The sequence below is a fragment of the Variovorax trehalosi genome, assembly GCF_051216415.1.
Lineage (GTDB): Bacteria > Pseudomonadota > Gammaproteobacteria > Burkholderiales > Burkholderiaceae_C > Variovorax.
Genome location: NZ_JBPJZG010000010.1, coordinates 189,324 through 213,089 on the forward strand (window position 1 = coordinate 189,324; position 23,766 = coordinate 213,089).

Sequence of the window (23,766 nt, forward strand, 5' to 3'; positions counted from 1 at the left end):
GTTGTTTGTTGCCAGATTGTGCCCATGTCAGATACTTCCAGTGCTGCCGCCGCAGCGACCCTCAAAAGCCTGCCCACCGACATGGAGCTGGTGCTCAAGGTCATCCCGATGCCGGCCGATTGCAATGCCAACGGCGACATCTTCGGCGGCTGGGTCATGGCCCAGTGCGACCTGGCCGGCTCGGTGATTCCGGCGCGCTACGCCAAGGGCCGGCAGGCCACGGTGGCGGTCAACGAGTTCATCTTCAAGCAGCCGGTGCGGCTGGGCGACATCCTCTCGTTCTATTCGAAGCTGGTGCGCATCGGGCGCACCTCGGTCACGGTGACGGTCGAGGTGTTCGCCGAGCGTTTCCGGGCGCAGGGCGAGTACATCAAGGTGACCCAGGCCACCTTCACCTACGTGGCGATCGACGACAACGGCCGGCCGCGCGTCATCGAACAGCAGCCCTGAACGGGCTCAGACGCCCGGATCGCGCACGCGCTCGAAGCGCTCGAACTCGCGGTTGACCCAGCGCCCGTCGCGCCGCTCGGTGCGACGGATGTAGACGGTCTGCACGATGTCACGGGTGTGGGCGTCGATCTCGATCGGGCCGCGCGGGCTCTCGAACTTGAGGCCGCGGAAGGCGTCGACCAGCCGTTCCCCGCTCGCATTGCCGCGCACGCCAGGCGAGGTCATCGCGGCATCGATGGCCGCAAGCGCATCGTGCGCCGCCACCGCGAAATAGCCCGGCCGCAGATGGCTGCCGTATTCCGTCTCGAAGACGCCCGTGAAGCGGCGGTTGGCCGGCGATTCATGCGCGAACGAGTAGTGGTGGCTGGTCACGAGTCCGTCGGCCAGTTCGCCGATGCCTTCGAGGTAGTGGTCGTCGGTGGCGTCGCCGGTCGCGAGCAGGCGGATGCCGGTGTCGGCCATGCCGCGGTCGCGCCAGAACTTCAGGAACGTCGCCGGCATCTGCCCCGAGGGCAGGAAGAAAAACACCGCCTGCGGCTTGAGTTCGCGCAGCCGCAGCATGTAGGCCGAGTAATCGAGCGTGTTGAGCGGCACCCGCAGCATCGCGCCGACCTGCCCGCCGCCGGCGGTGATGCCCGCGACGAAGGCGCTTTCGGCATCGACGCCCGAGGCGTAGTCGGCCACCACGGTGCAGACGTCGCGCAGGCCCTGCTGCAGCGCCCAGCGCGCGAGCGGCAGCGTGACCTGGGCGATGGTGAACGACAGCCGCACGGCATAGGGACAGCGCGCCGTGATGCCCGAGGACGCCGCGTTCATCACCACCAGCGGCAGCTTCGCCTGCACGGCGACGGTGCCGACGGCGTAGGCGTTGGAGCTGAAGTCCAGGCCGGCGAGCAGATCGACGCGCTCGTTCTCCACGAGATCCTGTGCATTGCGGCGCGCCTGCTCGGGCGCGCTGCCCGGCACGTCGCGGCGCAGCAGTTCCACCGGCCGTCCCGCGATCTGCTGGTTGTGCGCGGCCAGCCAGACCGACATGCCCGCATCGAACTGGCGCCCGCCGCCCGCGTAGGGGCCGGACCAGGAACCGATGACGCCGATGCGCAGCGGGCGAACCCGCGCGAGGACCACGGAAGGCGCCGCCAGAGTGCCCGCAAGCAAGCCCAAAGTACGCCTGCGCGCGGGGTCGAATGCTACTTTTTCAGTAGCATTACATGCCCGCTGGTTGGGCGTTTCGGGCGGTCTTGTCTTGAAAACTTGCACGGCAAACAGTGTAAAGGGCCACTGTCTGCAGGCCAACGCGGGAGGAACCCTCAGACCTTCGAGAAATCGGGCTTCCGCTTCTCCATGAACGCGCCGAATGCCTCCTTGGCCGCCGGCTCGCGCAGCATGCGGCCGAAGCTCGCGCCCTCTTCGCTCATGCGCTCGAGCACGGCCGGCAACTGCCCCTTCTTCAGCAGGCGCTTGGTCTCGACCAGCGCACTCAGCGGCTTGGCCGCGAGCTTGCGGGCCTGCGTCTGCGCGATGCCGTTGGCTTCGGTCGGTGGCACCACGCGGTTGACCAGGCCCACTTCGAGCGCGGCCTCGGCCATGAAAGGTTCGCCCAGCAGCAGCGCCTCGGCCGCGCGGTGGTAGCCCAGCATCTGCGGCACGAGCAGGCTCGATGCCGCCTCGGGGCACAGGCCCAGGTTCACGAACGGCATCGAGAACGCGGCGTTGTCGCCCGCGTAGACGAGGTCGCAATGGAACAGCATCGTCGTGCCGATACCCACGGCCGGGCCGCAGACCGACGCGACGATGGGCTTGGGGAAGGTGGCAATGCCGCGGAGGAACCGGAACACCGGCGACTCCTGCGTGGCAGGCGGCGCGTTGAGGAAGTCGCCGATGTCGTTGCCCGCGCTGAAGATCGTCGGGTCGCCCTGGATCAGCACGCAGCGCACGGCCGCTTCGCTCTCGGCCGTGGCCAGCGCATCGGCCAGCTCGGCGTACATGCTGCTGGTGATGGAGTTCTTCTTGTCGACGCGGTTGAAGGTGATGGTCATCACACCGGCTTCGGTGTGGACGAGGATGTCGCTCATGGGAATGGTCCTTGGGTAAAAACGGTGGTTGGCGACGCGCTCAGGCGTCGAGGGCTTCGCGCACGAAATCGAGGCGGTCCTGCCCCCAGAACATCTGGTCGCCGACGAACATGGTGGGAGCGCCGAACACGCCGCGCTCCACGGCTTCCTGCGTGACGGCCTTGAGGCGGTCTTTCACGTCCTGCGCGCCGGCCAGCGCGAGCAAGGCGGTGGCGTCGAAGCCCGCATTCTGAAGCACCGCGCCGACGGTGGCGGGGTCGCCGAGGTTCTGCGGCTCGACCCACATCGCGTGGTAGACCGCATCGACGTACGCACCAAAACGCCCCGGCTCCTTCATCTGGATGCCGGTCGCACCGCGCATCAGCAGCAGCGTGTTGATAGGGAAGTGCGGGTTGTGCACGAACGGCACGCCGTAGCGCCTGGCGAAGCGCTTCAGGTCGATGTTCATGTACGGGCCCTTGGGCTTGATCTCCGCGGGCGAATGATTGCCCGTGGCCTGGAACACGCCGCCCAGCAACATGGGCTTCCACACCAGCTCGGCACCGGTGTCGGCGCATACGTGCGGCAGCTGCGTGGCGGCCAGGTAGGCGGCGGGGCTGCCGAAGTCGAAATAGAACTCGACGGTCTTTGTCATGGGCGTCTCCGGATCTTTTGATTTGTTTGTCAGAACTTCTCGGACCAGGGCCGCAGGTCCAGCTCGTGCGTCCACGCATCGCGCGGCTGCGAATGCAGCATCCAGTAGCTGTCCGCGATGTGGTCCGGGTTCAGGATGCCGTCGCTCTCCTTGAGCGCATAGCGCTCGGGGAAGTTGCTGCGGATGAATTCGGTGTCGATGGCGCCGTCGACCACCACATGCGCGACGTGAATGCCTTGCGGTCCCAGTTCGCGCGCCATCGACTGGGCCAGCGCGCGCAGCGCCATCTTCGCGCCCGAGAAGGCACCGAAGTTCGCTGCACCGCGAAGCGATGCGGTGGCACCGGTGAAGATGATCGTGCCGCGATGCCCGCCCTTGGGCACTTCGCGCGCCACCATGCGCTTGGCCACTTCGCGCCCGTTGAGGAAGCCCGAGAAACAGGCCATCTCCCACACCTTGAAGTACTTGCGCGCGGTCTCCGTGAGGATGCTCTCGGGCACGTTGGCGCCAATGTTGAACACCATCACCTCGATGGGGCCGACGGTGGATTCGATCTGCTCGATGAGCGCGACCACTTCTTCTTCCTTGCGTGCATCGCAAGCGAACGCATGGGCGCGGCCGCCATCGGCCTCGATCTGCGCGACCAGCGGTTGCAGCTTGTCCAGGCTGCGCCGCGTGACGCAAGCGGCATAGCCCTCGCGCGCGAAGCGGCGGGCGATGGCGCCGCCGGTGGCATCGCCTGCGCCGACGATGAGCGCGGCTTTCTGGAGAGTGGCCATGGCTATTCCTTGTAATAGACGATCTGGTTGGAGGTCGCGAGCAGTACGCCCTTCTCGCTCCACAGATGCGCCGTCTGGTCGAAGAATCCGTTGAAGAACTGTTGCCCCGCAGCGCGGCCCAGCAGGTAGCCCGTGCCGACCTCGGCCAGTTGCTCCAGCCCGGCGTGGAAGTAGGTGGTGATCGACACCGTGCCCGCCGGCACATGCTTGGCGCGACGCAGCCACACGCGCGGATAGAACATGTCGCTCATCGCGGCGAGCGAAGGAAAGTCCAGTGGACGCGGCTGGGCATCGCGCAGCCAGATGCGGGTTTCGCTGTGCTGCAGGTTTCCGTCCCACTTCGCGGGAATGCCGCCGCTGAACGGGCGCATCTCGTACTGGTTGATCCAGGCCACGCCCGAGGGGCCGATGCTCATGCGGTCGACCGTCTCGGGCCTGGGGGCTTCCTCGGGCATCGGCATGTCGTTCTCGCCCCAAGTGTCGCGGCGCGCGGCCGTCACCACGGTGGCGGTGGTGGTCATGTTGGGCGCGCCGCTTGCGCCGGCCTGCGTGATCTGCACGGTCCAGTGCTGCGTCGAACGGTTGGTGCGCACGGCCGTGGCCTGGATGTCGAACGCGCCGGCTTCGAGCGCGGCCGCGTAGTTGACGGTCAGCGCGATCGGCGTGCCGAGCAGGTCGGGATGCCGCAGCACCGCCTGCAGCGCGAGGGCCGCGGTGGTGCCGCCGAAGGGACCGACCATGTTCCAGTAGTCGGGGCTGGTCATGCCCGTGAAGTGGCCCACGCGGATGTCGCTGTGGTGCAGGGCCAGGGCTTTGTCGAAGGGGTGTTGCGTGCTCATGGTGACTTGCAGTGTGCCTCCGGAGGATGGCGTCACGCAGTCGTGTGCGGGACGTTGGCTTGCTGCACCGCGGTAAGTGCCGCGAGCCTGTGCAGCTTGTCGACCATGCTCGGCCACAGGCTCTGGCTGAATTGTTCGCGGAAGAAGCCGAAGTGACCGATGCGCCGCGCCTGCACGTCGGCCGGCGCGATGCGCTCGACCGCGCTCGGCGCGCCCGCATAGAAGCTCACGAGGCTCTCGGTGCCCGCGAGCGTCATGAGCTCGTCGTCGGTGATCGACAGCGCGAGCACTGGAAAGCGCACGCGCCCATAGCTGCGTGCCGCCATGTCGCCTTCGGCGCCCAGGCTGTAGCGCGGGTTCAGGCACCACCGGCGCCATTGCAGGATCACGCCGCGCGGCAAGTCACCGACCTTCTTCAACTTGCGGCCAGGGAAGTAGCCGCACAGCCGCGTGACCAACGGCACCAGCACGAACCAGAAATAGAGGATGCTGCGCCGCAGCTTCGGCGCGTTCTCGCGCCAGTAGCCGCTGCCGGCCGCGATGCTGACGAGGCCGGCCACCTGCTCGGGACGCTGCAGGAAGCCCGGCAGCTGCGCGCCGAGGCTGTGGCCCAGCAGGTAGAGCGGTTGGTCGGGCAGCGCGGCCTTGGCGGTGTCGATCACCGCTTCGTAGTCACGTGCCCAGTCGAACAGGTCGGCCTTGAAGCCGCGCAGCGGTGCATCGCCAAGCGATTCGCCGGAGCCGCGGTAGTCGAAGGTCCAGACGTGCAGGCCCTGCTGGGCGAGCCATTGCGCGAAGGGTTCGTAGAACGACTGGCGCACGCCCATGGCGCCACCGATCACGATGCTGGCGCGCGGTGCGCCGGCGGGCTCGTAGCGGCGAACCGCCAGTTGCATGCCGCCGTCGACCGGGAGCTGCTGCGTCTGCATGAAGTTGTCTCCTTCGTTGCGCAGGCACTCGCCGTGGTGCCTTGCGCGTTGCCGATCAGACGCGTTCGAAGATGCCCGCAGCGCCCTGCCCCATGCCCACGCACATCGTGACCATGCCGTACTTCAGGTTCTCGCGGCGCAGCGCGTGCACCACGGTCGCCGCGCGGATCGCGCCGGTTGCGCCGAGCGGATGGCCCAGCGCAATCGCGCCGCCCATCGGGTTGACCTTCGACGGATCGAGCCCCAGCGTGTTGATCACCGCGAGCGATTGCGCGGCGAAGGCTTCGTTGAGTTCGAACCAGTCGATGTCTTCGTGCTTCAAGCCGGCATAGCGCAGCGCGGCCGGAATCGCCTCGATCGGGCCGATGCCCATGATGTGCGGCGGCACGCCCTTGCTCGCGAAGCTCACGAAGCGCGCGAGCGGCGTGAGGCCGTATTGCTTGACCGCCTTCTCGCTCGCCAGGATCAGCGCGCCCGCGCCGTCGGAGGTCTGCGAGCTGTTGCCGGCCGTCACGGTGCCGCGCGCGGCGAACACGGTGCGCAGCTTGGCGAGGCCTTCGATGCTGGTGTCGGGGCGCGCGCCTTCGTCGAGGTTCACGGTGCGGGTCTTGGCAATCGACTCACCCGTCTCCAGGTTCGGCGTGCGGTCGGTCACTTCGATGGGCGTGATCTCGTCCGCGAACTTGCCGGCCTTCTGCGCCGCCAGTGCCTTCTGGTGCGAGGCCAGCGCGAATTCGTCCTGCGCCTCGCGGCTCACCTTCCACTGCTGCGCGACCTTCTCGGCCGTGAGACCCATGCCGTAGGCAATGCCCACGTCGCCCTCGCGCTCGAAGATGGAAGGCGACAGCGACGGCGAGTTGCCCATCATCGGCACCATGCTCATGCTCTCGACGCCGGCCGCGATCATCACGTCGGCCTCGCCGACGCGGATGCGGTCCGCGGCCATCTGCACGGCCGACAGACCCGAAGCGCAGAAGCGGTTGACGGTGATGCCGCCGATGCTGGTCGGCAGGCCCGCCAGCACCGCGCCGATGCGCGCGACGTTCAGGCCCTGCTGTGATTCGGGAATCGCGCAGCCGCAGATGATGTCTTCGATGGCCTTGGGGTCGAGGCCGGGCACGGCGGCCAGTGCCGCCTTCAGCGTCGTCGCGAGCAGGTCGTCGGGACGGTAGTTGCGGAAGTAGCCGCGGTGCGACTTGCCGATGGGCGTGCGGGTGGCGGAGACGATGTAGGCGTCTTGTACTTGCTTGCTCATGAAATCTGTCCTTAGTTGCGCACTGGCTTGCCGGTGCTGAGCATCCCCATGATCCGCTCCTGCGTCTTGGGATGCACGATGAGCGAGCAGAACGCCTTGCGTTCCAGCGTCATCAGGTATTCCTCGGTCACGAGCGAGCCCGCATCCACGTCGCCGCCGGTGACCACGTTCGCGATCAGGCTGGCAATGTGGAAGTCGTGCGCGCTGATGAAGCCGCCGTCGCGCATGTTCACCAGCTGGCCCTTGATCGTCGCGGCGCCGCTGCGGCCCGCCACGCGGAAGGTGCGGCGCAGCGGTGCGCGGTAGCCCGCGTCGGCCATGGCCTTCGCCTGCTGCAATGCCACGTAGAGCAGCTCGTCCTTGTTCGGCACGATCACGTCGCTGTCGAGCAGGTAGCCCAGCTTCTTCGAATCGAGCGCGCCGGTGCCGACCTTGGCCATCGCCGCGGCGGTGAAGCCTTCGGTGAGGAAGGGCAGCAGGTCGGTGCCCGTCGAGGCCGATGCGTTCTCCGCAGCGCGGCGCGCGATGTAGGTCAGGCCGCCCGCGCCAGGGATCAGGCCCACGCCCACTTCGACCAGGCCGATGTAGCTTTCCATCGCAGCCACGCGCTTGGCCGAATACACGGCCAGTTCGCAGCCGCCGCCCAGGGCCAGGCCGCGCACGGCCGACACGACCGGCACGCTGGCATAGCGGATCTTGAGCATCACGTTCTGCAGTTCTTCTTCGGCGCCTTCGACCGCGCCGATGCCCGCGACCACGAAGGCCGGCAGCATCGCCTGCAGGTCGGCGCCGACCGAGAACATCTCGTCGGGCGACCAGATCACCAGGCCCTTGTATTCAGCCTCGGCCAGGTCGACCGCGGCGCCCAGCGCTTCGGCCACGTCGGGGCTGATGGCGTGCATCTTCGAATGGATGCTCGCGATGAGCACTTCACCGTCGAGCGTCCACACGCGCACATCGCCTTCGTCGCTGATCGTCGTGCCGGCGGTGTTGGCATCGGGCGCGTTCGCGCCGAGCACGCTCTCGGGGAACAGCTGGCGGTCGTGCACCGGGAGCTTGCGTTGCGGAACGAACTGGCCCTGCGATGCGCTCCACGAGCCTTCGGGCGTGTGCACGCCGCCGGCCTTGGCCACGGCGCCTTCGAACACCCACCTGGGCAGCGGCACGCTGCTCAGCGCCTTGCCGGCGTCGATGTCTTCCTGCACCCACTTGGCGACCTGCGCCCAGCCGGCTTCCTGCCAGAGCTCGAACGGGCCCTGCTTCATGCCGAAGCCCCAGCGCATCGCGAAGTCGATGTCGCGCGCGCTCTCGGCGATGTCGGCCAGGTGCACGGCGGCATAGTGGAAGCCGTCGCGCAGGATCGCCCAGAGGAACTGGCCCTGCGGCCCTTCGCTCTCGCGCAGGAGCTTCAGGCGTTCGCCCGCGGGCTTCTTGAGCATGCGGCCGTACACCTCGTCGGCCTTCGCACCGGCGGGCACGTACTCGCCGCTCTTCAGGTCGAAGCGCAGGATGTCGCGGCCGACCTTCTTGAAGAAGCCGGCCTTGGTCTTCTGGCCCAGGTTGCCCAGCTCGAGCAGCTTGGCGAGCACCGGCGGCGTCGAGAAATTGGCGTAGAACGGATCGCTCTCGGCGTTCAGGTTGTCCTGCAGCGTCTTCACGACGTGGGCCATCGTGTCCAGGCCCACCACGTCGGCGGTGCGGAAGGTGCCGGAGCTCGCGCGGCCCAGCTTCTTGCCGGTGAGGTCGTCCACCACGTCGGGCGTCAAGCCGAACTTCTCCACTTCCTTCAGCGTGGCCAGCATGCCGGCGATGCCGACGCGGTTGGCGATGAAGTTGGGCGTGTCGTGCGCACGCACCACGCCCTTGCCGAGCGTGCTGGTGACAAAGGCCTCGAGGTCGTCGAGCACCTGGGGTTGGGTGGTGGGCGTGTTGATCAGCTCCACCAGGAACATGTAGCGCGGCGGGTTGAAGAAGTGAATGCCGCAGAAGCGCGGCTTCAGCGCTTCAGGCAACGCTTCGCTCAGCTTGGTGATCGACAGGCCCGAGGTGTTCGAGGCGAGGATCGAATGCTTGGCCACGTGCGGCGCGATCTTCTTGTAGAGATCGAGCTTCCAGTCCATGCGCTCGGCAATGGCTTCGATGATGAGGTCGCACTCGCCGAGCTTGGCAAGGTCGTCGTCGTAGTTGGCCTGTTCGATCAGGCCCGCGTCGGCCACGTCGCCGAGGGGCGCGGGCTTGAGCTTCTTGAGGTTGTCGATGGCGCGCGTGACGATGCCGTTCTTCGGGCCTTCCTTGGCGGCCAGGTCGAACAGCACGACGGGCACGCGCACGTTGACGAGATGGGCCGCAATCTGCGCGCCCATCACGCCGGCGCCGAGCACGGCGACCTTCTTCACTTGAAATCGGGACATGTTGCTTGGTATTTCTTCGGTTGAAAACGCGCGGCAGGTTTACTGCGCGCGGGTCCAGGTTTGAGTGCGCCAGAAGGGGCCGAGGTAGCCGCGAACTTCGAGCTTCTTGCCGCCGTCGATGGGCGTGAAGCTCGCGCGGTATTCCTTGCCGTTCTCGGGGTCGAGGATCTTGCCGCCTTCCCAGACGTCCTTGCCCTCGGTCTTCTTGCCCCCGCGGATGATCTCCAGGCCCGTGATGGGCTTGCCCTTGCGGTCGTCGCTGCACTCGTCGCAGGTCGCGTCGGGCTTGGTGTCTTTCTTCAGCGACTTCTCGATGCGGCCGCTGAGCGCGCCGTTGGTCTCGGCGATGCGGATCTCGGCCTTGACCTCGCCGGTCTTGTCGTCGGCGTTGCGCCACAGCCCCACCGGGGTGCTCTGTGCCATGGCCGTGAAGGAAGTGGCGGCGAGGACGATGGCTGCAAGTGTCGTTTTCATGAACGGCTCCCGGTTGGACGATGAAGAAAGACAGTGACCTCAGGCCAGCGCGGCGTCGGTGTCCATCAGGACCTTGCTGCCGGCGCGCGCGGTGCGCATCAGCGTCGCGGTCTCGGGGAACAGCTTGGCGAAGTAGAAGCGCGCGGTCTGCAGCTTGGCAACGTAGAACGGGTCCGTGTTGCCGGCGGCGATTTCGCGCAGCGCCACTTGCGCCATGCGGGCGAACAGGTAGCCGAACACGAAATGGCCGGCCACGCGCAGGTAGTCCACCGCGGCGGCGCCCACTTCGTCGGGGTTCTGGAAGCCCTTGAAGCCGATCTCGGTCGTGAACTTGGTGAGCTGGTCGCCCAGCATCGCGATCGGGTTGATGAACTCGGCCATCTTCTCGTTCACGCCTTCTTCTTCCACCAGCTTCGCGACGAGCTTGCCGAACTTCTTGAGCGATGCGCCGTTATTGCCCAGCACCTTGCGGCCCAGCAGGTCCAGCGACTGGATCGTGTTGGTGCCTTCGTAGATCATGTTGATGCGGTTGTCGCGCACGAACTGCTCCATGCCCCATTCCTTGATGAAGCCGTGGCCGCCGAACACCTGCATGCACGAATTGGTCGCGATGTGGCCGTTGTCGGTGATGAAGGCCTTGACGATCGGGGTCAGCAACGCGACCAGTTCGCCACTGTCCTTGCGCACCTTCTCGTCAGGATGGTTGTGTTCCTTGTCCAGCAGCAACGTGCAGAAGATCTGCAGCGCACGGCCGCCTTCGGCATACGCCTTGGCCGTGAGCAGCATCTTGCGCACGTCGGGGTGCACGATGATCGGGTCGGCTTCCTTGTCCTTGGCCTTCACGCCCGAGAGCGAGCGCATCTGGATGCGGTCCTTGGCGTAGGCCAATGCGTTCTGGTAAGCCACTTCAGTCAGGCCCAGCGACTGGTTGCCCACGCCCAGGCGCGCGGCATTCATCATCACGAACATCGCGGCCAGGCCCTTGTTGGGCTCGCCCACCAGCGTGCCGGTGGCGCCTTCGATCACGATCTGCGCGGTGGCGTTGCCGTGGATGCCCATCTTGTGCTCCAGGCCCGCACAGAAGATCGGGTTGCGCTCGCCGAGCGAGCCGTCGGCCTTCACCTTGAACTTGGGCACCACGAACAGGCTGATGCCCTTGCTGCCCTTGGGTGCGTCCGGCAGGCGGGCCAGCACCAGGTGAATGATGTTGTCCGTCATGTCGTGCTCTCCGGCCGAGATGAAGATCTTGCTGCCGGTGATGCGGTAGGTGCCGTCGGCTTGCGGCTCGGCCTTGGTGCGCAGGAGGCCCAGGTCGGTGCCGCAGTGCGGCTCGGTCAGGCACATGGTGCCGGTCCATTCGCCGGTCGTGAGCTTGGGCAGGTAGGTCTTCTTCTGCTCGTCGGTGCCGTGCGCGACGAGCGCTTCGTACGCGCCGTGCGAGAGGCCCGGGTACATGGTCCAGGCCTGGTTGGCGCTGTTGAGCATCTCGAACAGGCACTGATTCACCACGAAGGGCAGGCCCTGGCCGCCGAAGGCCGGGTCGCACGACAGCGCGGGCCAGCCGCCTTCGACGTACTTGGCGTAGGCGTCCTTGAAGCCCTTGGGCGTCTTGACTTCGTGCGTGGTCTTGTCGAGCACGCAGCCTTCTTCATCGCCGCTGATGTTCAGCGGGAAGGTCACTTCGGCGGCGAATTTGCCAGCCTCCTCGATCACCGCGTTGATGGTGTCGGCGTCGGTTTCGGCATGCGCCGGGAGTGCCTTGAGTTCTTCGGTGACGTTGAGCACTTCGTGCAGCACGAACTGCATGTCGCGCACGGGTGGGTTGTAGGTAGGCATCCGGGACTCTCCTGGTCGAAGCTAGATAGATGAAAAGAAAAAAAGGGGGAAAGCGAAACAGTGCCGCGCGCTCAGCGCACGGGCTTCAGGCGCCGGCCGGCGGGCGCGGGTGCGGCAGCGGTCGGGTCGACCGGCGCATCGGGCGTGGCGCTGCGCGCAAGGATGTTGTTGAAGCCGACGGTTGCGCGGCCGATGGAGCCGGGCACCTGCAGGAAACGGGCTTCGTAGTGCAGCGCAAGGATGAGGCCGTGGATCTCGAACGCGACCTGGCGCTCGTCGGCATCCGCGCGAAGATGGCCTTCGGTCTGCGACTGCACGATGGCGCGCAGCACTGCCGCCTGCCAGATGCTGACCGACTCGACCAGCGCATCGCGCACCGGGCCCGGACGATCGTCGAATTCGGAAGCGCCGCTGATATAGATGCAGCCCGAGTCGATCTCGGTCGAGGTGCGCTTCATCCAGTTGGCGAACATGGCGCGAAGGCGCGGGAGGCCGCGCGGCGCCGAGAGTGCAGGAAAGAACACCTCCTGCTCGAAACGTGCGTGATACTCGCGCACCACCGAGATCTGCAGCTCCTCGCGGGAGCCGAAGTGGGCGAAGACGCCCGACTTGCTCATCTTGGTGATCTCGGCCACGGCGCCGATCGACAGGCCCTCGAGCCCGATCTGCGCAGCCAGCGCCAGTGCGGCGTCGACGATCACGGCCTTGGTCTGCTGGCCCTTCTGGGCGGCGCGGGCCGGCTTGGCGGGAACGGCATTGACAGACATCGTGGAGCTCCGAATAAAACGAACGGTCGTTCTATTTTGCGGGAGCTTTGCACTTTTGGCCGCAAATGACCTTCTATTCCCGAAGGTTAATTGAAGCGAAGGGGGCCGCTACCGGCCCCACCCCGATCAGAAGTCCTGCGACACGGGCCGCACGACCACTTCGTTGATGTCCACGTTCGCCGGCTGCTCCACCGCATAGACCACCGCGCGGGCGATCGCATCGGCCGGGATCTGGTTGGCGTCGTAGAACGCCTTCACGCCAGCCGCGGCTTCGGCATCGGTGCTGCCGAACTTCAGTTCCGACTCGACCGCGCCGGGCGACACGACCGTGACGCGCACGCCGCTGTTGCCCATCTCGACGCGCAGTCCTTCGGAGATGGCACGCACTGCATGCTTGGTGGCGCTGTACACGGTGCCGATCGGCGTGAACACCTTGATGCCCGCGATCGACGCCACGTTCAGGATGTGCCCGCTGCCCTGCGCCTGCATGCGCGGCAGCACCGCGGCGATGCCGTAGAGCACGCCCTTGATGTTGACGTCGATGGTGCGGTCCCACTCGTCGACCTTGAGCTTCTCGATGGGCGACAGCGGCATCACGCCCGCGTTGTTGACCAGCACGTCGATGCGGCCAAAGGCTTCGACGGTCGCGGCGGCGAGCTTTTCCAGGTCGGCGCGTTGCGCCACGTCGGTGGCTACGGCGATGGCTTCGCCGCCGGCCTCGCGGATCTCGGCGACCACCTTGTCGAGCCGGTCGGTGCGGCGTGCCGCGAGCACCACCTTGGCGCCCCGCGCAGCCAGGTGGCGCGCCATGGATTCGCCGATGCCGCTGCTCGCGCCGGTGACGATGGCGACCTTGCCCTTGATGTTGTCTTGAACGGATGTCATGGAGAAATTCCTTTCGGGTGTGTTGAAGAAGTGCATGCAGTGTGGAAAATCCACGCGTTCCAGTAAATGAAACTCTGGCGACTTCAGAATTCCTCAACAAGGAACACCCCATGTCCAACCGCCTCGAAGCCCTGCGCGTTTTCTTCACCGCCGCCGATGCCGCCAACTTTCGCGAGGCGGCCGTGTGCCTGTCCGTGTCACCGCAGGTGGTGACGCGCGCAGTGCGCGAACTCGAAGAAGAACTGGGCGAGCCGCTGTTTCACCGCAGCACGCGCGGGGTGCAGCTCACCGATTTCGGGCGGCAGCTCGCAGAGCGTGCGCGTGTCGCGGTGGGTGGCGTCGACGCGCTGTTCCACCGCACCGACCGGCGCGCGCTGTCGCAACACGCGGGCACGGTGCGCGTCACTGCGCCCAATGTGTTCGGCCGCCGGCTGATCCCGCAGGCGCTGGCGCCGATGCTGGCCGAGCATCCCGGCCTGGTGCTCGACCTGCGGCTGTCGGAGACCCACGCCGACGTGGTCGACGAGCAGATCGACATCGGGGTGCGCGCGGGCCCCATCCGCGATGCGCGCTTCGTCGCGCGCACCGTCGGCAAGATGCGCCTTTACGTCGTGGCGACGCCGGCGTTGATCGAGCGCACCGGCATTCCGAAGAGCCTCGATGCGCTGCCCGGCTTTCCGCTCACCGCGCTGATGGACCGCAGCTCGGGCCGCCCGTGGTCGTGGTTCTTCAGCAAGGGGCGGCAGGTGCCGGTCGCCGCGCCGGCCTTCGTCACCGACGACGTCGATGCCGAGTGCGCCGCGGTGCGCGCGGGCCTGGGCTTCGGCCAGCTCGTGGGGCCGCTGGCCGAGCCGCTGCTGCAATCGGGTGAGCTGGTGGCGGTGCTCGAGGCCGAGGCGCCCGAGCCCTGGCCGATCCATGTCTACCGCTCACAGCGCGCGCCGGTTCCGGCGCGGGTGCGACTGGTCTACGACGAACTGATCCGAGCGTTGCGCTGAGGCGCGAATCTCAGTCGTATTTCTGCCCGGTGCGCATCAGCTCGGGCGTGCCGATCACTTCGTTGAGCGCATCGAAGTCCAGCATCTGCGGCCGCCACGGCTGCGTGGTGCGGTGCCGGTGCAAGCTCCCGTAGTAGCCCTGCAGCGTGTGCACCACCGCGCGCGCCGTGCCGCCCGGGAAGATCGCGATGCGAAAGCCATGCTTCTGCAGCGCGTCCGCATCCTGGATCGGCGTCTTGCCGCCTTCGACCATGTTCGCCAGCAACGGCACGCGGTCGCCGAAGCGCTGGCACGCTGCATCCATCTGCTCCGGCGAGCGCAGCGCCTCGATGAAGAGCGCGTCCACGCCGCAGGCCAGGTACGCCTCGGCGCGGTCGAGCGCCGCCTCGAGCCCTTCGACCGCCACCGCATCGGTGCGCGCGAGGATCAGCGTGTCGCTCGATGCGCGCGCGTCCAGCGCGGCCTTGAGCTTGCCGACCATCTCGCGCTCGGGCACCACGGCCTTGCCGTCGAGGTGGCCGCAGCGCTTGGGAAAGGTCTGGTCCTCGATCTGGACCATGGCAGCGCCCGCGCGCTCGAAGCCGCGCACGGTGCGTTGCGTGTTGAGCGCGTTGCCGAAGCCCGTGTCGGCATCGACGATCACCGGCAGGCTCACCCGCTCGGTGATGCGCGCGAGCGTGTCGGCCACCTCGGTGAAGGTGGTCAGGCCCACGTCGGAGCGGCCCAACCGCGTGTAGGCGATGGAGGCGCCCGAGAGGTACAGCGCCTCGAAGCCGGCCTGCTCGGCCACCAGGGCGCTGAGTGCGTCGTACACGCCGGGCGCGAGCACGATGTCGTTGCGCGCGAGCCGGGTCTTGAAGGAAGGGTTCGTCATCTGGACGCTTTCGTCGAATGGATCAGTGCGGCAGCCGTGCGCGCCGCGATGTAGCCGCCGGCCACGGCACTCAGCAGGCCGTTGCCGGAGAGATAGCCCCACACCGCATCGCCCGACACGCCGCCCGCCGCGCCGCCGGCAGCGAACAGGTTGGCGAAGGGCGTGCCGTCGTGGCGCAGCACGCGCATGTCGGGCGCGGTGTCGAGGCCGCCCTGGGTGTGGAAGAGCGCGCCCGTCACCTTCACTGCGAAGTACGGGGCCTCGAGTGTGCGTGTGAACGCGCGGCCGTCAGGCGGTGTGCCGTCGCGCATGGCGTCCAGCGTGCCTTGCAGCACAGTGGATTCACAGCCGATGCAGTCCGCGAGCGCCGCGACCGATTCGCAGCGGCGCAAAGCGCCTGCCGCTTCGGCATCGCAGAAGTCGGGAAAGCCGCGCGCCAACGCAAGCAGCGGCGCATCGAACACATTCCACGCGATGCCGCCCGGCTGCGCGAGCACATGCACGGCCGCTTCCGAGTAGCCCTGCGTCTCGTCATGGAAGCGCCGACCCTCGCAGTTGACCTGGACGCCGCCTTCCATCATCACGGCCCACGACATCAACGCCCCTTGCGGCGTGACCCATGAGCCGTGGCCCTGGTAGCCGCCGAGGTCGCGCAGCCGCGCGCCCAGCGACTCGCCCCAGAGGATCGCGCTGCCGTCGTTGCCGACGTGGCCGCCGAAGGTGGCCTCTGCCATCTCGGGCAGCAGCGCGCGCACCATCTGCGCATTGCCGCCGAAGCCGTTGCAGGCGAGCAGCAGCGCGTCGCAGGCCAGCGTCTCGCGGCTGCCGTCGGGCCGGGCGTAGTCGATGCCGATCACGCGGTCCTCGGCATCGAGCACCAGCGTATCGACCAGCGCCTGCGTCAACACGGGAATGCCCGCGGCCTCGACCGCCGACTGCAGCGCGGCCATCAGCGAGGCGCCGGTCTTCTGCGGCAGCGCGTGCATGCGATGCACGCTGTGTCCCGGATAGAGAAAACCGTCGAGCAGCATCCACTGCAAGCCATGACGTTCCTGCAGCGCGTCGAGTGCCGGGCCGATGGAGGCCGCATAGGCCTCGACCAGCGCAGGCAACGCGCGCCCGTGGGCCTTCGCCTGGATATCGGCGGCGAAGCGCTCGGCGCTGTCGTCGCGCACGCCATGCGCGCGCTGCGTGCGGGTGCCGGGCGCGGGAATGAAGCCGGATGACAGCGCGGTCGATCCGCTCGGCAGCGCATCGCGTTCCAGCACCACGCACGCCACGCCCGCATCGGCCAGCATCAGCGCGGCCGTGAGCCCGCAGGCGCCGCCGCCGACGATGGCCACCGGCACGTGCACATCGGCTTCGATCTGCGCCGCGCGGCGGATGAGACGCGAAGGGCTTCCAGTCATGCGAGCGATGCGGTGAAGGCCGCGCAGTCCGTCACCTCGGCCACGTTGCGCATGTCGGCCAGCGAGGTCTGGTGCCGTTCCTCGCCGAAGGCCGCGCAGCCGTCGGCGAGCACCAGCGTGCGGTAGTCGCGCATGTGCGCATCGCGCACAGTGCTCGCGACACCGCCGTTCGTGACGATGCCGCAGATGGCTACCGTGTCGATGCCCGCGCGGCGCAGCACCCAATCGAGCTGCGTGTTGAAAAAGGCCGAATACGCAACCTTGCTGACCGTCACATCAACAAGTCCGGTCAACGCATCGACGTTCGCTTGGCCCCAACTGCCCGGCGCGAAGTCGCCCTTCTTCAGGTACGGACGCAGCGCCTTGAGATGCGGCGACACCATCGGCTCGCCGGCCGAGTCGGGCCACAGCGTGAACTGGCTCGCAACCACGAGGCCACCCGCCGCCTTGAGCGCGCGCGCGACCTCGGCCACGCGCGCCGGCAGCAGCAGCGCCGGAGGATTGGTATCGCCGCCGCGCGCATAGGCGCCGTTCGCATCGAGAAAGTCGTTCTGCAGGTCGATGACAACCAGAGCCGTCTTCGTCGCAAAGGGTTTCGTCGCCTCGCTCATGACAGTCTCACCAGCAAGTTGCCGTGCGCATCGACCTCGGCGTGGAAGCCGGGTTCGAGCCACACGGTGGTGTCGGCCTGCTCCAGGATCGCGGGCCCTTCGATGCGCGCAGCCACCGGCAGTTCGAGCCGCGCGTAGCGCACGGCCTCGTGCCACTGGCCGTGGTGGAACACGCGCTGCGTGCCCAGCGGCGCAGTGCTGCCCTCGCCTTCGGGCGCGAGCACCTTCAGGTCGAACTTGGGCCGCACGCCGATGCGCGCGTAGCGCAGGTTCATCACCCGGATCGGGATGCCTTCGAGCACGCGGCCGAACGCTGCCGTGTAGCTGGCTTCGAACGCGGCGCGGATCGATGCGGCCGTGAGCGGCGCCTTGCCGGCGTCCGCGAGCACCACGGGCAGCGTGTGCGTCTGCCCTGCGTAGAGCATGTCGAGCGCGATCACCTCGCGCACGTCGTCGAAGCGCACGCCCGAGGAGTCGAGGCGCTGCTGGCAGCTCGCCGCCAGTTCGTCGATGCGGCGTTGCACGTCGCCCACGTCGAGCTCGGTCAGCGGCTTGTTGAGCGTCTGCACAGCGTCGTGGCGCATGTCGGCGATCACGCAGCCGAGCGCCGAGGTCACGCCGGGGTAGCGCGGCACGATGCCCGTGGCGACGCCCACCTCGCGCATCATGGCGCACACATGCAGCGCACCGCCGCCACCGAACGGCATGTAGGCGAAGCGGCGCGGATCGTGGCCGCGCTCGATGGAAACGAGGCGAATGGCGCCCGCCATGCGCGCATTGGCCACCGTGAGAATCGCCTCGGCCGCTGCGTGCACATCGAGGCCCAGCGGAAGCGCGACATGTTCCTCGATGGCCTGGCGCGACTTCTCCGCATCCAGCGCCGCGAGCAAACCGCCGCCCAGCGGTCGGTCCGCAGCGATGCGCCCCAGCAGCACGTTCGCATCGGTCACCGTCGGGCGCATGTTGCCGCGCCCGTAGCACGCCGGCCCCGGCACGCTGCCGGCCGACTCGGGGCCGACCTGCAGCATGCCGCTCGCATCCACCGAGGCGATGGAGCCGCCACCGGCGCCGATGGTCTCGATCTGGATCATGGGCGAGCGGATCACCATGCCGAACTCGATGGCGGTCTGCGCGGCCAATGCGGCCTCGCCGTTCGCCACCAGCGACACATCGAACGACGTGCCGCCCATGTCGCCGGTGATCGCGTTGGGAAAGCCCGCCGCGCGCGCAATCGCCGCGCAGGCGATCACGCCCGCCGCCGGACCCGAGAGCGCCGTGCGCACCGGCAGGTCGCTCGCGGTCTGGCGCGACATCACGCCGCCATTGCTCTGCACCACCAGCAGTTCGCCCGCGAAGCCCTGGCCGCGCAGGTCGGATTCGAGCCGGCCGAGGTAGCTGCCCACCACCGGCTGCAGCGCCGCGTTGAGCGTGGCGGTCGAGCAGCGCTCGAACTCGCGGATCTCGGGCAGCACTTCGCTCGCAGAGGTGACATGCGGGTTGGGCCACAGTTCGCGCACCGCCGCGACGGCCAGGCGCTCGTTCTCGGGGTTCGCGTAGGTGTTGATGAAGAACACGCACACGGCCTCGCAGCCCGCTTCGAGCAGCGAGCGTGCCTCGGCGCGCACCTGCTCCAGGTCGACCGCGGTGTGCAGCGTGCCGTCGGCCAGCACGCGTTCGTCCACTTCGCGGCGCAGGTCGCGCGGCACCACGGGCGTGAAGCTGCCGCGCAGGCCCCAGGTCTCCGGGCGGTCGCGGCGGCGCATCTCCAGCACGTCGCGGAAACCGCGCGTGGTGATGATGCCGGTGCGCGCCACCTTGCGCTCCAGCAACGCATTCGTTCCGACCGTGGTGCCGTGCACGATGGTGGAAATGTCGGCGGCCGAATCGGCCACGCGCGCCACGCCGTTCATGAAGCCGCGCGCTTCCTCGCCGCGCGTGGACGGCACCTTGACGATGCGCGCCGTGCCGTTCGCCTCGTCGAGCACAAAAAGGTCGGTGAAGGTGCCGCCGACATCGACGCCGACGACAAGGGATTTACCAGTGGAAGTCATTCGGTCGCCTTCTTGTCGCTGCTGCCGGTCGTCACGTAACCCATCGCGCTGTCGGCTTCGCGCTGGGGCGCGGGCCGCTCGGCCGCATGGCCCCAACCGCCGCCGCCGGGCGTTTCGAGCCGCACGCGCTCTCCGCGCGCGAGCTGGATGCCGCGCATCTTCGAAACCATCGGCGGCGTGTGCCATGTGCCTTCGTTCTCGTAGCTGAATCTGTTGACCGCACCTTCGCCGCCGCCCGCGATGCCTTTGGGCGGCGAGGTGCCGCGCTCGCCGAAGACGAACACCTCGGCGTCTTTCTCCAGCAGTTCGATTTCATACACGGCGCCGAGCCCGCCGCGGTGCCGGCCGTCGCCGCCCGAATCGGCGCGCAGCGACCATTCGGTGAAGCGCACCGGGTACGCGGCTTCGAGGATCTCGAGCGGCGGAATCGTCGCGGTCGAGATCGGCGCATTGCCATGCGAGAGCCCGTCGCCGCCCGAGTGACCGCCATGGCCGCCGCCGAAGAAGCTGAACATCACCCAGCGCTGGCCTTCACGGCCCTTGTCGCTGCGGTGGCCCGCGATCGACAGCGCGTTGATCGTGCCGTAGGCTTGCGCCACGGCGCGCGTCGGACCGGCCTGCGCGGCGGCGCTGAAGATCACGTCGATCATGCGCAGGATGGTCTCGGTGTAGCCGCCGACCGGGCGCGGGCGTTCGCAGCTGATCACCAGCTTATCGGGGATGTTGAAGTCCACCGCGTCGAGCACACCGGCATTGGCCGGCACATCGGGAAACAGGTGCTTGAGCGCGACGTAGCACGCGGCCACCGCGGTGGCGCGCGAGATGTTCACCGGCCCCGCGCATTGCGGCGAGGTGCGCGAAAAGTCGAGCAAGAGCCTGTCGCCGGCCACCGTCATGTCCAGCGCGATGGTGAGCGGCTCGTTCGTGATGCCGTCGTTGTCGAGCACGTCCTCGAAGCTGTAGCGCCCGTCGGGCAGCGACGCGATGTGCGAGCGCATGAGGCGCAGCGCGCGGCCGCGCAGTTCGCCCAGCGCGTTCAGCACCAGGTCGTCGCCGTACTCGTCGAGCAGGCCGTTCAGGCGCTTCTCGCCGAGCTCCAGCGCCGCGAGCTGGCCGTTCAGGTCGCCCCAGAGGCTGTCGGGAAGCCGCGTGTTGGCCTGCAGGATGGCGAGCACGTCGGCATCGAGCACGCCATCGCGCACGATGCGCACGGGCGGAATCTGCACCGCCTCCTGCCAGCACTCGGTGGCGGCAGGGTTGTAATTGCCGGGCACCGCGCCGCCCACGTCGTGCCAGTGCGCGGCCGAGGCCATGTGGCAGTAGAGCTTGCCGTTGCGAAAGAAGGGCTTGACCAGTTTGAAGTCGTTGGCGTGCGTGCCGCCGTCGTAGGCGTCATTGCTGATCCAGATGTCGCCGTCCTTCATGCCGCCGCGCGGCCCGGCCGCCTTGGCGGTGGCGCGCACGGCAAAGGCCATGGCGCCGACGAACACCGGCAGGCCCGACTTGCCCTGCACCAGCGTGTCGCCGCTCACCGCGTCGTACAGGCCGTGGCAGGCGTCATGCGCCTCGGCAATGATGGGATTGAACGCGCTGCGGTAGAGCGTGGCGTCCATCTCGTCGGCCACTTGTTCGAGGCGGCCGCGCAGCACGGCGAGCGTGACGGGGTCGATCGCTGTCGCGGTCGCCGCGAAAGAGGAAGGATCAGGCATTGCTTGCTTTCTGGGAGGCCGGAGAGCCGCCACGCTGGCGTAACTGGTTCATCAATCCGCCGGCGCGGACCATGTCCATGAGGAATCCGGGCACGGGCTCGCAGGCCAGTCGTGCACCGCGGGGCGAGACGACGGCGGGCGCCGTGGTGTCCAGGGCGATGCGGTCGCCCTCGTTCAGCGTCTCGGCCTCGGCACAGGTCAGGAGCAGCAGGCCGAGGTTGAAGGCATTGCGGAAATAGAGCCCGCTGTACGACGGCGCGATCACCGCCGCCACACCGAGTTGCACGAGCACGGCCGCAGCCTGCTCGCGCGAGGAGCCGATGCCGAAGTTGGGGCCGGCCACGATCACGTCGCCCGGTTGCACTTCGCCTGCGAACTCCGGCCGCACGGCTTCGAGACAGTGCTTCGCGATGATGTCGATGCCGTGCTTCATCGCATGGCCCGGTGCGAGCGCGTCGGTGTCGACATCGGCGCCCAGGCGCCAGACACGATGCAGGGTCTGGCCGTTCATGCGAGCACCTCGCGCGGATCGGTCACGCAGCCGCGCAATGCAGCCGCCGCCACCGTGTAGGGCGAGCCCAGATAGACCTGTGCGGTCGGCGAGCCCATGCGGCCCTTGAAGTTGCGCGCGGTGGTCGAGATGACGGTGACGTCGTCGCCCATCGGATCGCCATAGCCGGAGCAGGCGCCGCAGGCGGTGGGGAACAGCTCGGCGCCGGCGTCCATCAGCACCTGCAGCACACCCTCCTCGCGCGCCGCTTCCTGGTCGCGGATGCTAGCGGGCGCCACGATCAGGCGGATGCCGCTGGCCACCTTGTGGCCGCGCAGCACCTGCGCGGCGGCGCGCAGGTCGTCGAGCTTGGCGCCGGTGCAGGCGCCGATGTACGCCACGTCGACATGCGTGCCCACGTACCGGCTCACGCCGTGCGCATTGGCCGGGCTGTGCGGCGCGGCGATGTAAGGCTCCAGCGTGGAGGCATCGAAGCGATGGTCCGTGAGCGCCGCATCTTCGTCAGTGAACCAAGGAGCCATGTCGACGGGCGGTGCGCCCGCGCCGGCCAGGAACTGGGCCGTGGTCGCGTCGGGGGCGATCAGCCCGGCCTGCGCACCCAGCTCGGCGCTCATGTTCGAGAGCGTCATGCGCTCCTGCATCGACAGCGCGACGACCGCGGGCCCCGCGAACTCGACCGCCTGGTAGCGCCCGCCGTTCATGCCGAAGCGGCCGATCATGTGCAGCATCATGTCCTTGGCGGTCACGCCCGCGGGAAGCGCGCCGTCCCACCACATGCGGATGGTCTCGGGCACGCGCAGCCAGATCTCGCCAGTCACCATCACGCCCAGCATCTCGGTGCTGCCGATGCCGAACATGTAGGCGCCGAACGCGCCGCCCGTCGGCGAGTGCGAGTCGCCGCCCACGCACAGCATGCCGGGGCGGATGTGGCCGTGCTGCGGCACCACCACGTGGCAGATGCCCTGGCTGTCGTACACGTGCGGCAGCTGCTGGTCGCGCGCCCAGTCGCGCGCGATGCGCACGATGCGGCGCGAGTCGTCGTCGCGCTCGGGCACGTAGTGGTCCATGACCAGCACCACGCGCGAGCGGTCCCAGATCTGCGCGCCGAGTTCCTCGAGCATCGGCTTCAGGCGCCGCGGACCCGAGGAGTCGTGGAACATCGCCATGTCGACGCCGCAGGTCACGATCTCGCCCACCGACACCCGCTCGCGTCCGCTCGCGCGTGCGATGAGCTTCTGCGCCAGCGTCTCTGCCGGCGCGCGGGTTGGAGCCATCGATGTCATTCCGGCTTGGCTCCCGAGAACTTGACCACCTTGGCCCAGCGCGTGATCTCGCTCTGCACGAAGGCGGAGAACTGTTCGGTCGAATTGCCGACGGGAATCGCACCTTCAGTGTCCAGCCGCTGGCGCATGTCGGCCTGCTGCAGCGCGTGGCGCGCGGCATCGCCGATCTGCTTCACGCGGTCCGCCGGCATGTGCGCAGGGCCGAAGAGGCCGAACCATGCGCTCGATTCGTAGCCCGGCAGCGCCTCGGCAATCGCCGGCACGTTCGGAAAGGCGGGCAGCCGCTTGGCCGTGGTCACGCCCAGCGCCTTGAGCTTGCCGGCCTGGATGTGCGCCTTGACATTGCCCACGGCCGCGAACATCAGCTGCACCTGGCCCGCGAGCACGTCCTGCACGGCAGGCGAGGTGCCCTTGTAGGGGATGTTCACGATGTCCACGCCCGACTGCATCTTGAAGGCCTCGCCCGCCATGTGCAGCGAGGAGCCCACCGCGCCGATCGCGAAGTTCAGTTGCCCGGGCTTCGCCTTGGCGAGCGCGATGAGCTCGCGCACGTCCTTGGCGGGCAGCGACGGGTGCGCCACGAGGATCGACGGCGACGTCGCCACGCAGGTGAGCGCTGTGAAGTCCTTCACCGGATCGAAGGGCAGCGTCGGGTAGAGCGTGGCGTTGATCGCGTGGCTCGTGAAGCTCATCAGGAGCGTGTTGCCGTCGGGTGCGGCCTTGGCCACCGCATCGGCGGCGATGTTGCCGCCCGCGCCGGGCCGGTTCTCGACGATCACCGTGCGGCCGAGCGCCGGGCCCATGCTCACGGCGAGCGAGCGTGCGAGCGTGTCGGTCGAGCCGCCCGCGGGTGCGCCTACGAGGATGCGAACCGGCGCATTGCCGATCTGCGCGAAGGCGCCGCCGGCCCATGCCGCGGCCAGCGACGAGAGGAGGATGTCGCGTCTTTTCATGTGTTGTTCTCCGGGAAAATCGTGGGGTGTTTC

Annotated in this window: 22 protein-coding genes; 2 read left to right on the forward strand and 20 right to left on the reverse strand. The window is 68.0% G+C overall.

Annotated features, from left to right (window positions below):
* Positions 1–24: 24 nt before the first annotated feature.
* Entirely contained in the window at positions 25–450 is a 426-nt protein-coding gene (locus ACSFA7_RS30150; RefSeq protein ID WP_007834091.1) for an acyl-CoA thioesterase, read from the forward strand.
* 6 nt (positions 451–456) lie between these two features.
* On the opposite strand, the gene ACSFA7_RS30155 is transcribed toward ACSFA7_RS30150, so the two are convergent.
* From ACSFA7_RS30155 to ACSFA7_RS30210, 12 genes are all read right to left on the reverse strand, one after another.
* Complete coding sequence (locus ACSFA7_RS30155) at positions 457–1,614, reverse strand: ABC transporter substrate-binding protein (protein WP_435502739.1); 1,158 nt, start codon at positions 1,612–1,614, stop codon at positions 457–459.
* 146 nt (positions 1,615–1,760) lie between these two features.
* Positions 1,761–2,525, reverse strand: coding sequence for an enoyl-CoA hydratase (locus ACSFA7_RS30160; protein ID WP_435502740.1), 765 nt, complete (start codon positions 2,523–2,525; stop codon positions 1,761–1,763).
* Positions 2,526–2,565: 40 nt separating this feature from the next.
* A complete protein-coding gene (locus ACSFA7_RS30165; protein ID WP_435502741.1) occupies positions 2,566–3,159 on the reverse strand; it encodes a 2-hydroxychromene-2-carboxylate isomerase in 594 nt (197 codons plus the stop codon).
* Positions 3,160–3,188: 29 nt separating this feature from the next.
* A complete protein-coding gene (locus tag ACSFA7_RS30170; protein WP_435502742.1) occupies positions 3,189–3,938 on the reverse strand; it encodes an SDR family oxidoreductase in 750 nt (249 codons plus the stop codon).
* Between the two features lie 2 nt (positions 3,939–3,940).
* Positions 3,941–4,777: an acyl-CoA thioesterase gene (locus ACSFA7_RS30175; RefSeq protein ID WP_435502743.1), complete on the reverse strand. Its 837-nt coding sequence runs from the start codon at positions 4,775–4,777 to the stop codon at positions 3,941–3,943.
* Between the two features lie 32 nt (positions 4,778–4,809).
* The gene (locus tag ACSFA7_RS30180; RefSeq protein ID WP_435502744.1) at positions 4,810–5,706 is read right to left on the reverse strand and encodes an alpha/beta hydrolase family protein; all 897 of its coding nucleotides are present in this window, start codon (positions 5,704–5,706) and stop codon (positions 4,810–4,812) included.
* A 55-nt stretch (positions 5,707–5,761) separates the two neighbouring features.
* Positions 5,762–6,961, reverse strand: a complete 1,200-nt coding sequence (locus ACSFA7_RS30185) for an acetyl-CoA C-acyltransferase (protein WP_435502745.1) — start codon at positions 6,959–6,961, stop codon at positions 5,762–5,764.
* 11 nt (positions 6,962–6,972) lie between these two features.
* Positions 6,973–9,372: a 3-hydroxyacyl-CoA dehydrogenase/enoyl-CoA hydratase family protein gene (locus tag ACSFA7_RS30190; protein ID WP_435502746.1), complete on the reverse strand. Its 2,400-nt coding sequence runs from the start codon at positions 9,370–9,372 to the stop codon at positions 6,973–6,975.
* Positions 9,373–9,411: 39 nt separating this feature from the next.
* Positions 9,412–9,846 (reverse strand): DUF2147 domain-containing protein, encoded by a 435-nt coding sequence (locus ACSFA7_RS30195; RefSeq protein ID WP_435502747.1) that lies wholly within the window; start codon positions 9,844–9,846, stop codon positions 9,412–9,414.
* Positions 9,847–9,885: 39 nt separating this feature from the next.
* Positions 9,886–11,682, reverse strand: coding sequence for an acyl-CoA dehydrogenase C-terminal domain-containing protein (locus tag ACSFA7_RS30200; RefSeq protein WP_435502748.1), 1,797 nt, complete (start codon positions 11,680–11,682; stop codon positions 9,886–9,888).
* 71 nt (positions 11,683–11,753) lie between these two features.
* Positions 11,754–12,449, reverse strand: a complete 696-nt coding sequence (locus tag ACSFA7_RS30205; RefSeq protein WP_435502749.1) for a TetR/AcrR family transcriptional regulator — start codon at positions 12,447–12,449, stop codon at positions 11,754–11,756.
* 126 nt (positions 12,450–12,575) lie between these two features.
* Entirely contained in the window at positions 12,576–13,334 is a 759-nt protein-coding gene (locus ACSFA7_RS30210; RefSeq protein ID WP_435502750.1) for an SDR family oxidoreductase, read from the reverse strand.
* Between the two features lie 110 nt (positions 13,335–13,444).
* On the opposite strand from ACSFA7_RS30210, the gene ACSFA7_RS30215 reads away from it, so the two are divergent.
* Positions 13,445–14,332 carry a LysR family transcriptional regulator gene (locus tag ACSFA7_RS30215; RefSeq protein ID WP_435502751.1) on the forward strand — a complete coding sequence of 296 codons (888 nt, stop codon included), beginning with the start codon at positions 13,445–13,447 and terminating at the stop codon, positions 14,330–14,332.
* Between the two features lie 10 nt (positions 14,333–14,342).
* Here the strand turns inward: ACSFA7_RS30215 and ACSFA7_RS30220 are convergent, their stop codons facing one another.
* The 8 genes from ACSFA7_RS30220 to ACSFA7_RS30255 are packed head-to-tail and all read right to left on the reverse strand — an operon-like array spanning position 14,343 to position 23,733.
* Positions 14,343–15,206 carry an isocitrate lyase/PEP mutase family protein gene (locus ACSFA7_RS30220; RefSeq protein WP_435502752.1) on the reverse strand — a complete coding sequence of 288 codons (864 nt, stop codon included), beginning with the start codon at positions 15,204–15,206 and terminating at the stop codon, positions 14,343–14,345.
* Positions 15,203–16,615 (reverse strand): FAD-dependent oxidoreductase, encoded by a 1,413-nt coding sequence (locus ACSFA7_RS30225; protein ID WP_435502753.1) that lies wholly within the window; start codon positions 16,613–16,615, stop codon positions 15,203–15,205. The genes ACSFA7_RS30220 and ACSFA7_RS30225 overlap by 4 nt, the downstream gene beginning before the upstream one ends.
* Positions 16,612–17,226 carry a cysteine hydrolase family protein gene (locus tag ACSFA7_RS30230; protein WP_435502754.1) on the reverse strand — a complete coding sequence of 205 codons (615 nt, stop codon included), beginning with the start codon at positions 17,224–17,226 and terminating at the stop codon, positions 16,612–16,614. Before ACSFA7_RS30230 ends, ACSFA7_RS30225 begins: the two co-directional genes overlap by 4 nt.
* Entirely contained in the window at positions 17,223–19,277 is a 2,055-nt protein-coding gene (locus tag ACSFA7_RS30235) for a hydantoinase/oxoprolinase family protein (RefSeq protein ID WP_435502755.1), read from the reverse strand. The genes ACSFA7_RS30230 and ACSFA7_RS30235 overlap by 4 nt, the downstream gene beginning before the upstream one ends.
* The gene (locus ACSFA7_RS30240) at positions 19,274–20,986 is read right to left on the reverse strand and encodes a hydantoinase B/oxoprolinase family protein (RefSeq protein WP_435502756.1); all 1,713 of its coding nucleotides are present in this window, start codon (positions 20,984–20,986) and stop codon (positions 19,274–19,276) included. Before ACSFA7_RS30240 ends, ACSFA7_RS30235 begins: the two co-directional genes overlap by 4 nt.
* Positions 20,979–21,497 carry a LeuD/DmdB family oxidoreductase small subunit gene (locus tag ACSFA7_RS30245; protein ID WP_435502757.1) on the reverse strand — a complete coding sequence of 173 codons (519 nt, stop codon included), beginning with the start codon at positions 21,495–21,497 and terminating at the stop codon, positions 20,979–20,981. The genes ACSFA7_RS30240 and ACSFA7_RS30245 overlap by 8 nt, the downstream gene beginning before the upstream one ends.
* Positions 21,494–22,780, reverse strand: coding sequence for a 3-isopropylmalate dehydratase large subunit (locus ACSFA7_RS30250; RefSeq protein ID WP_435502758.1), 1,287 nt, complete (start codon positions 22,778–22,780; stop codon positions 21,494–21,496). Before ACSFA7_RS30250 ends, ACSFA7_RS30245 begins: the two co-directional genes overlap by 4 nt.
* Entirely contained in the window at positions 22,777–23,733 is a 957-nt protein-coding gene (locus tag ACSFA7_RS30255) for a tripartite tricarboxylate transporter substrate binding protein (RefSeq protein WP_042580266.1), read from the reverse strand. Before ACSFA7_RS30255 ends, ACSFA7_RS30250 begins: the two co-directional genes overlap by 4 nt.
* Positions 23,734–23,766: the final 33 nt, after the last annotated feature.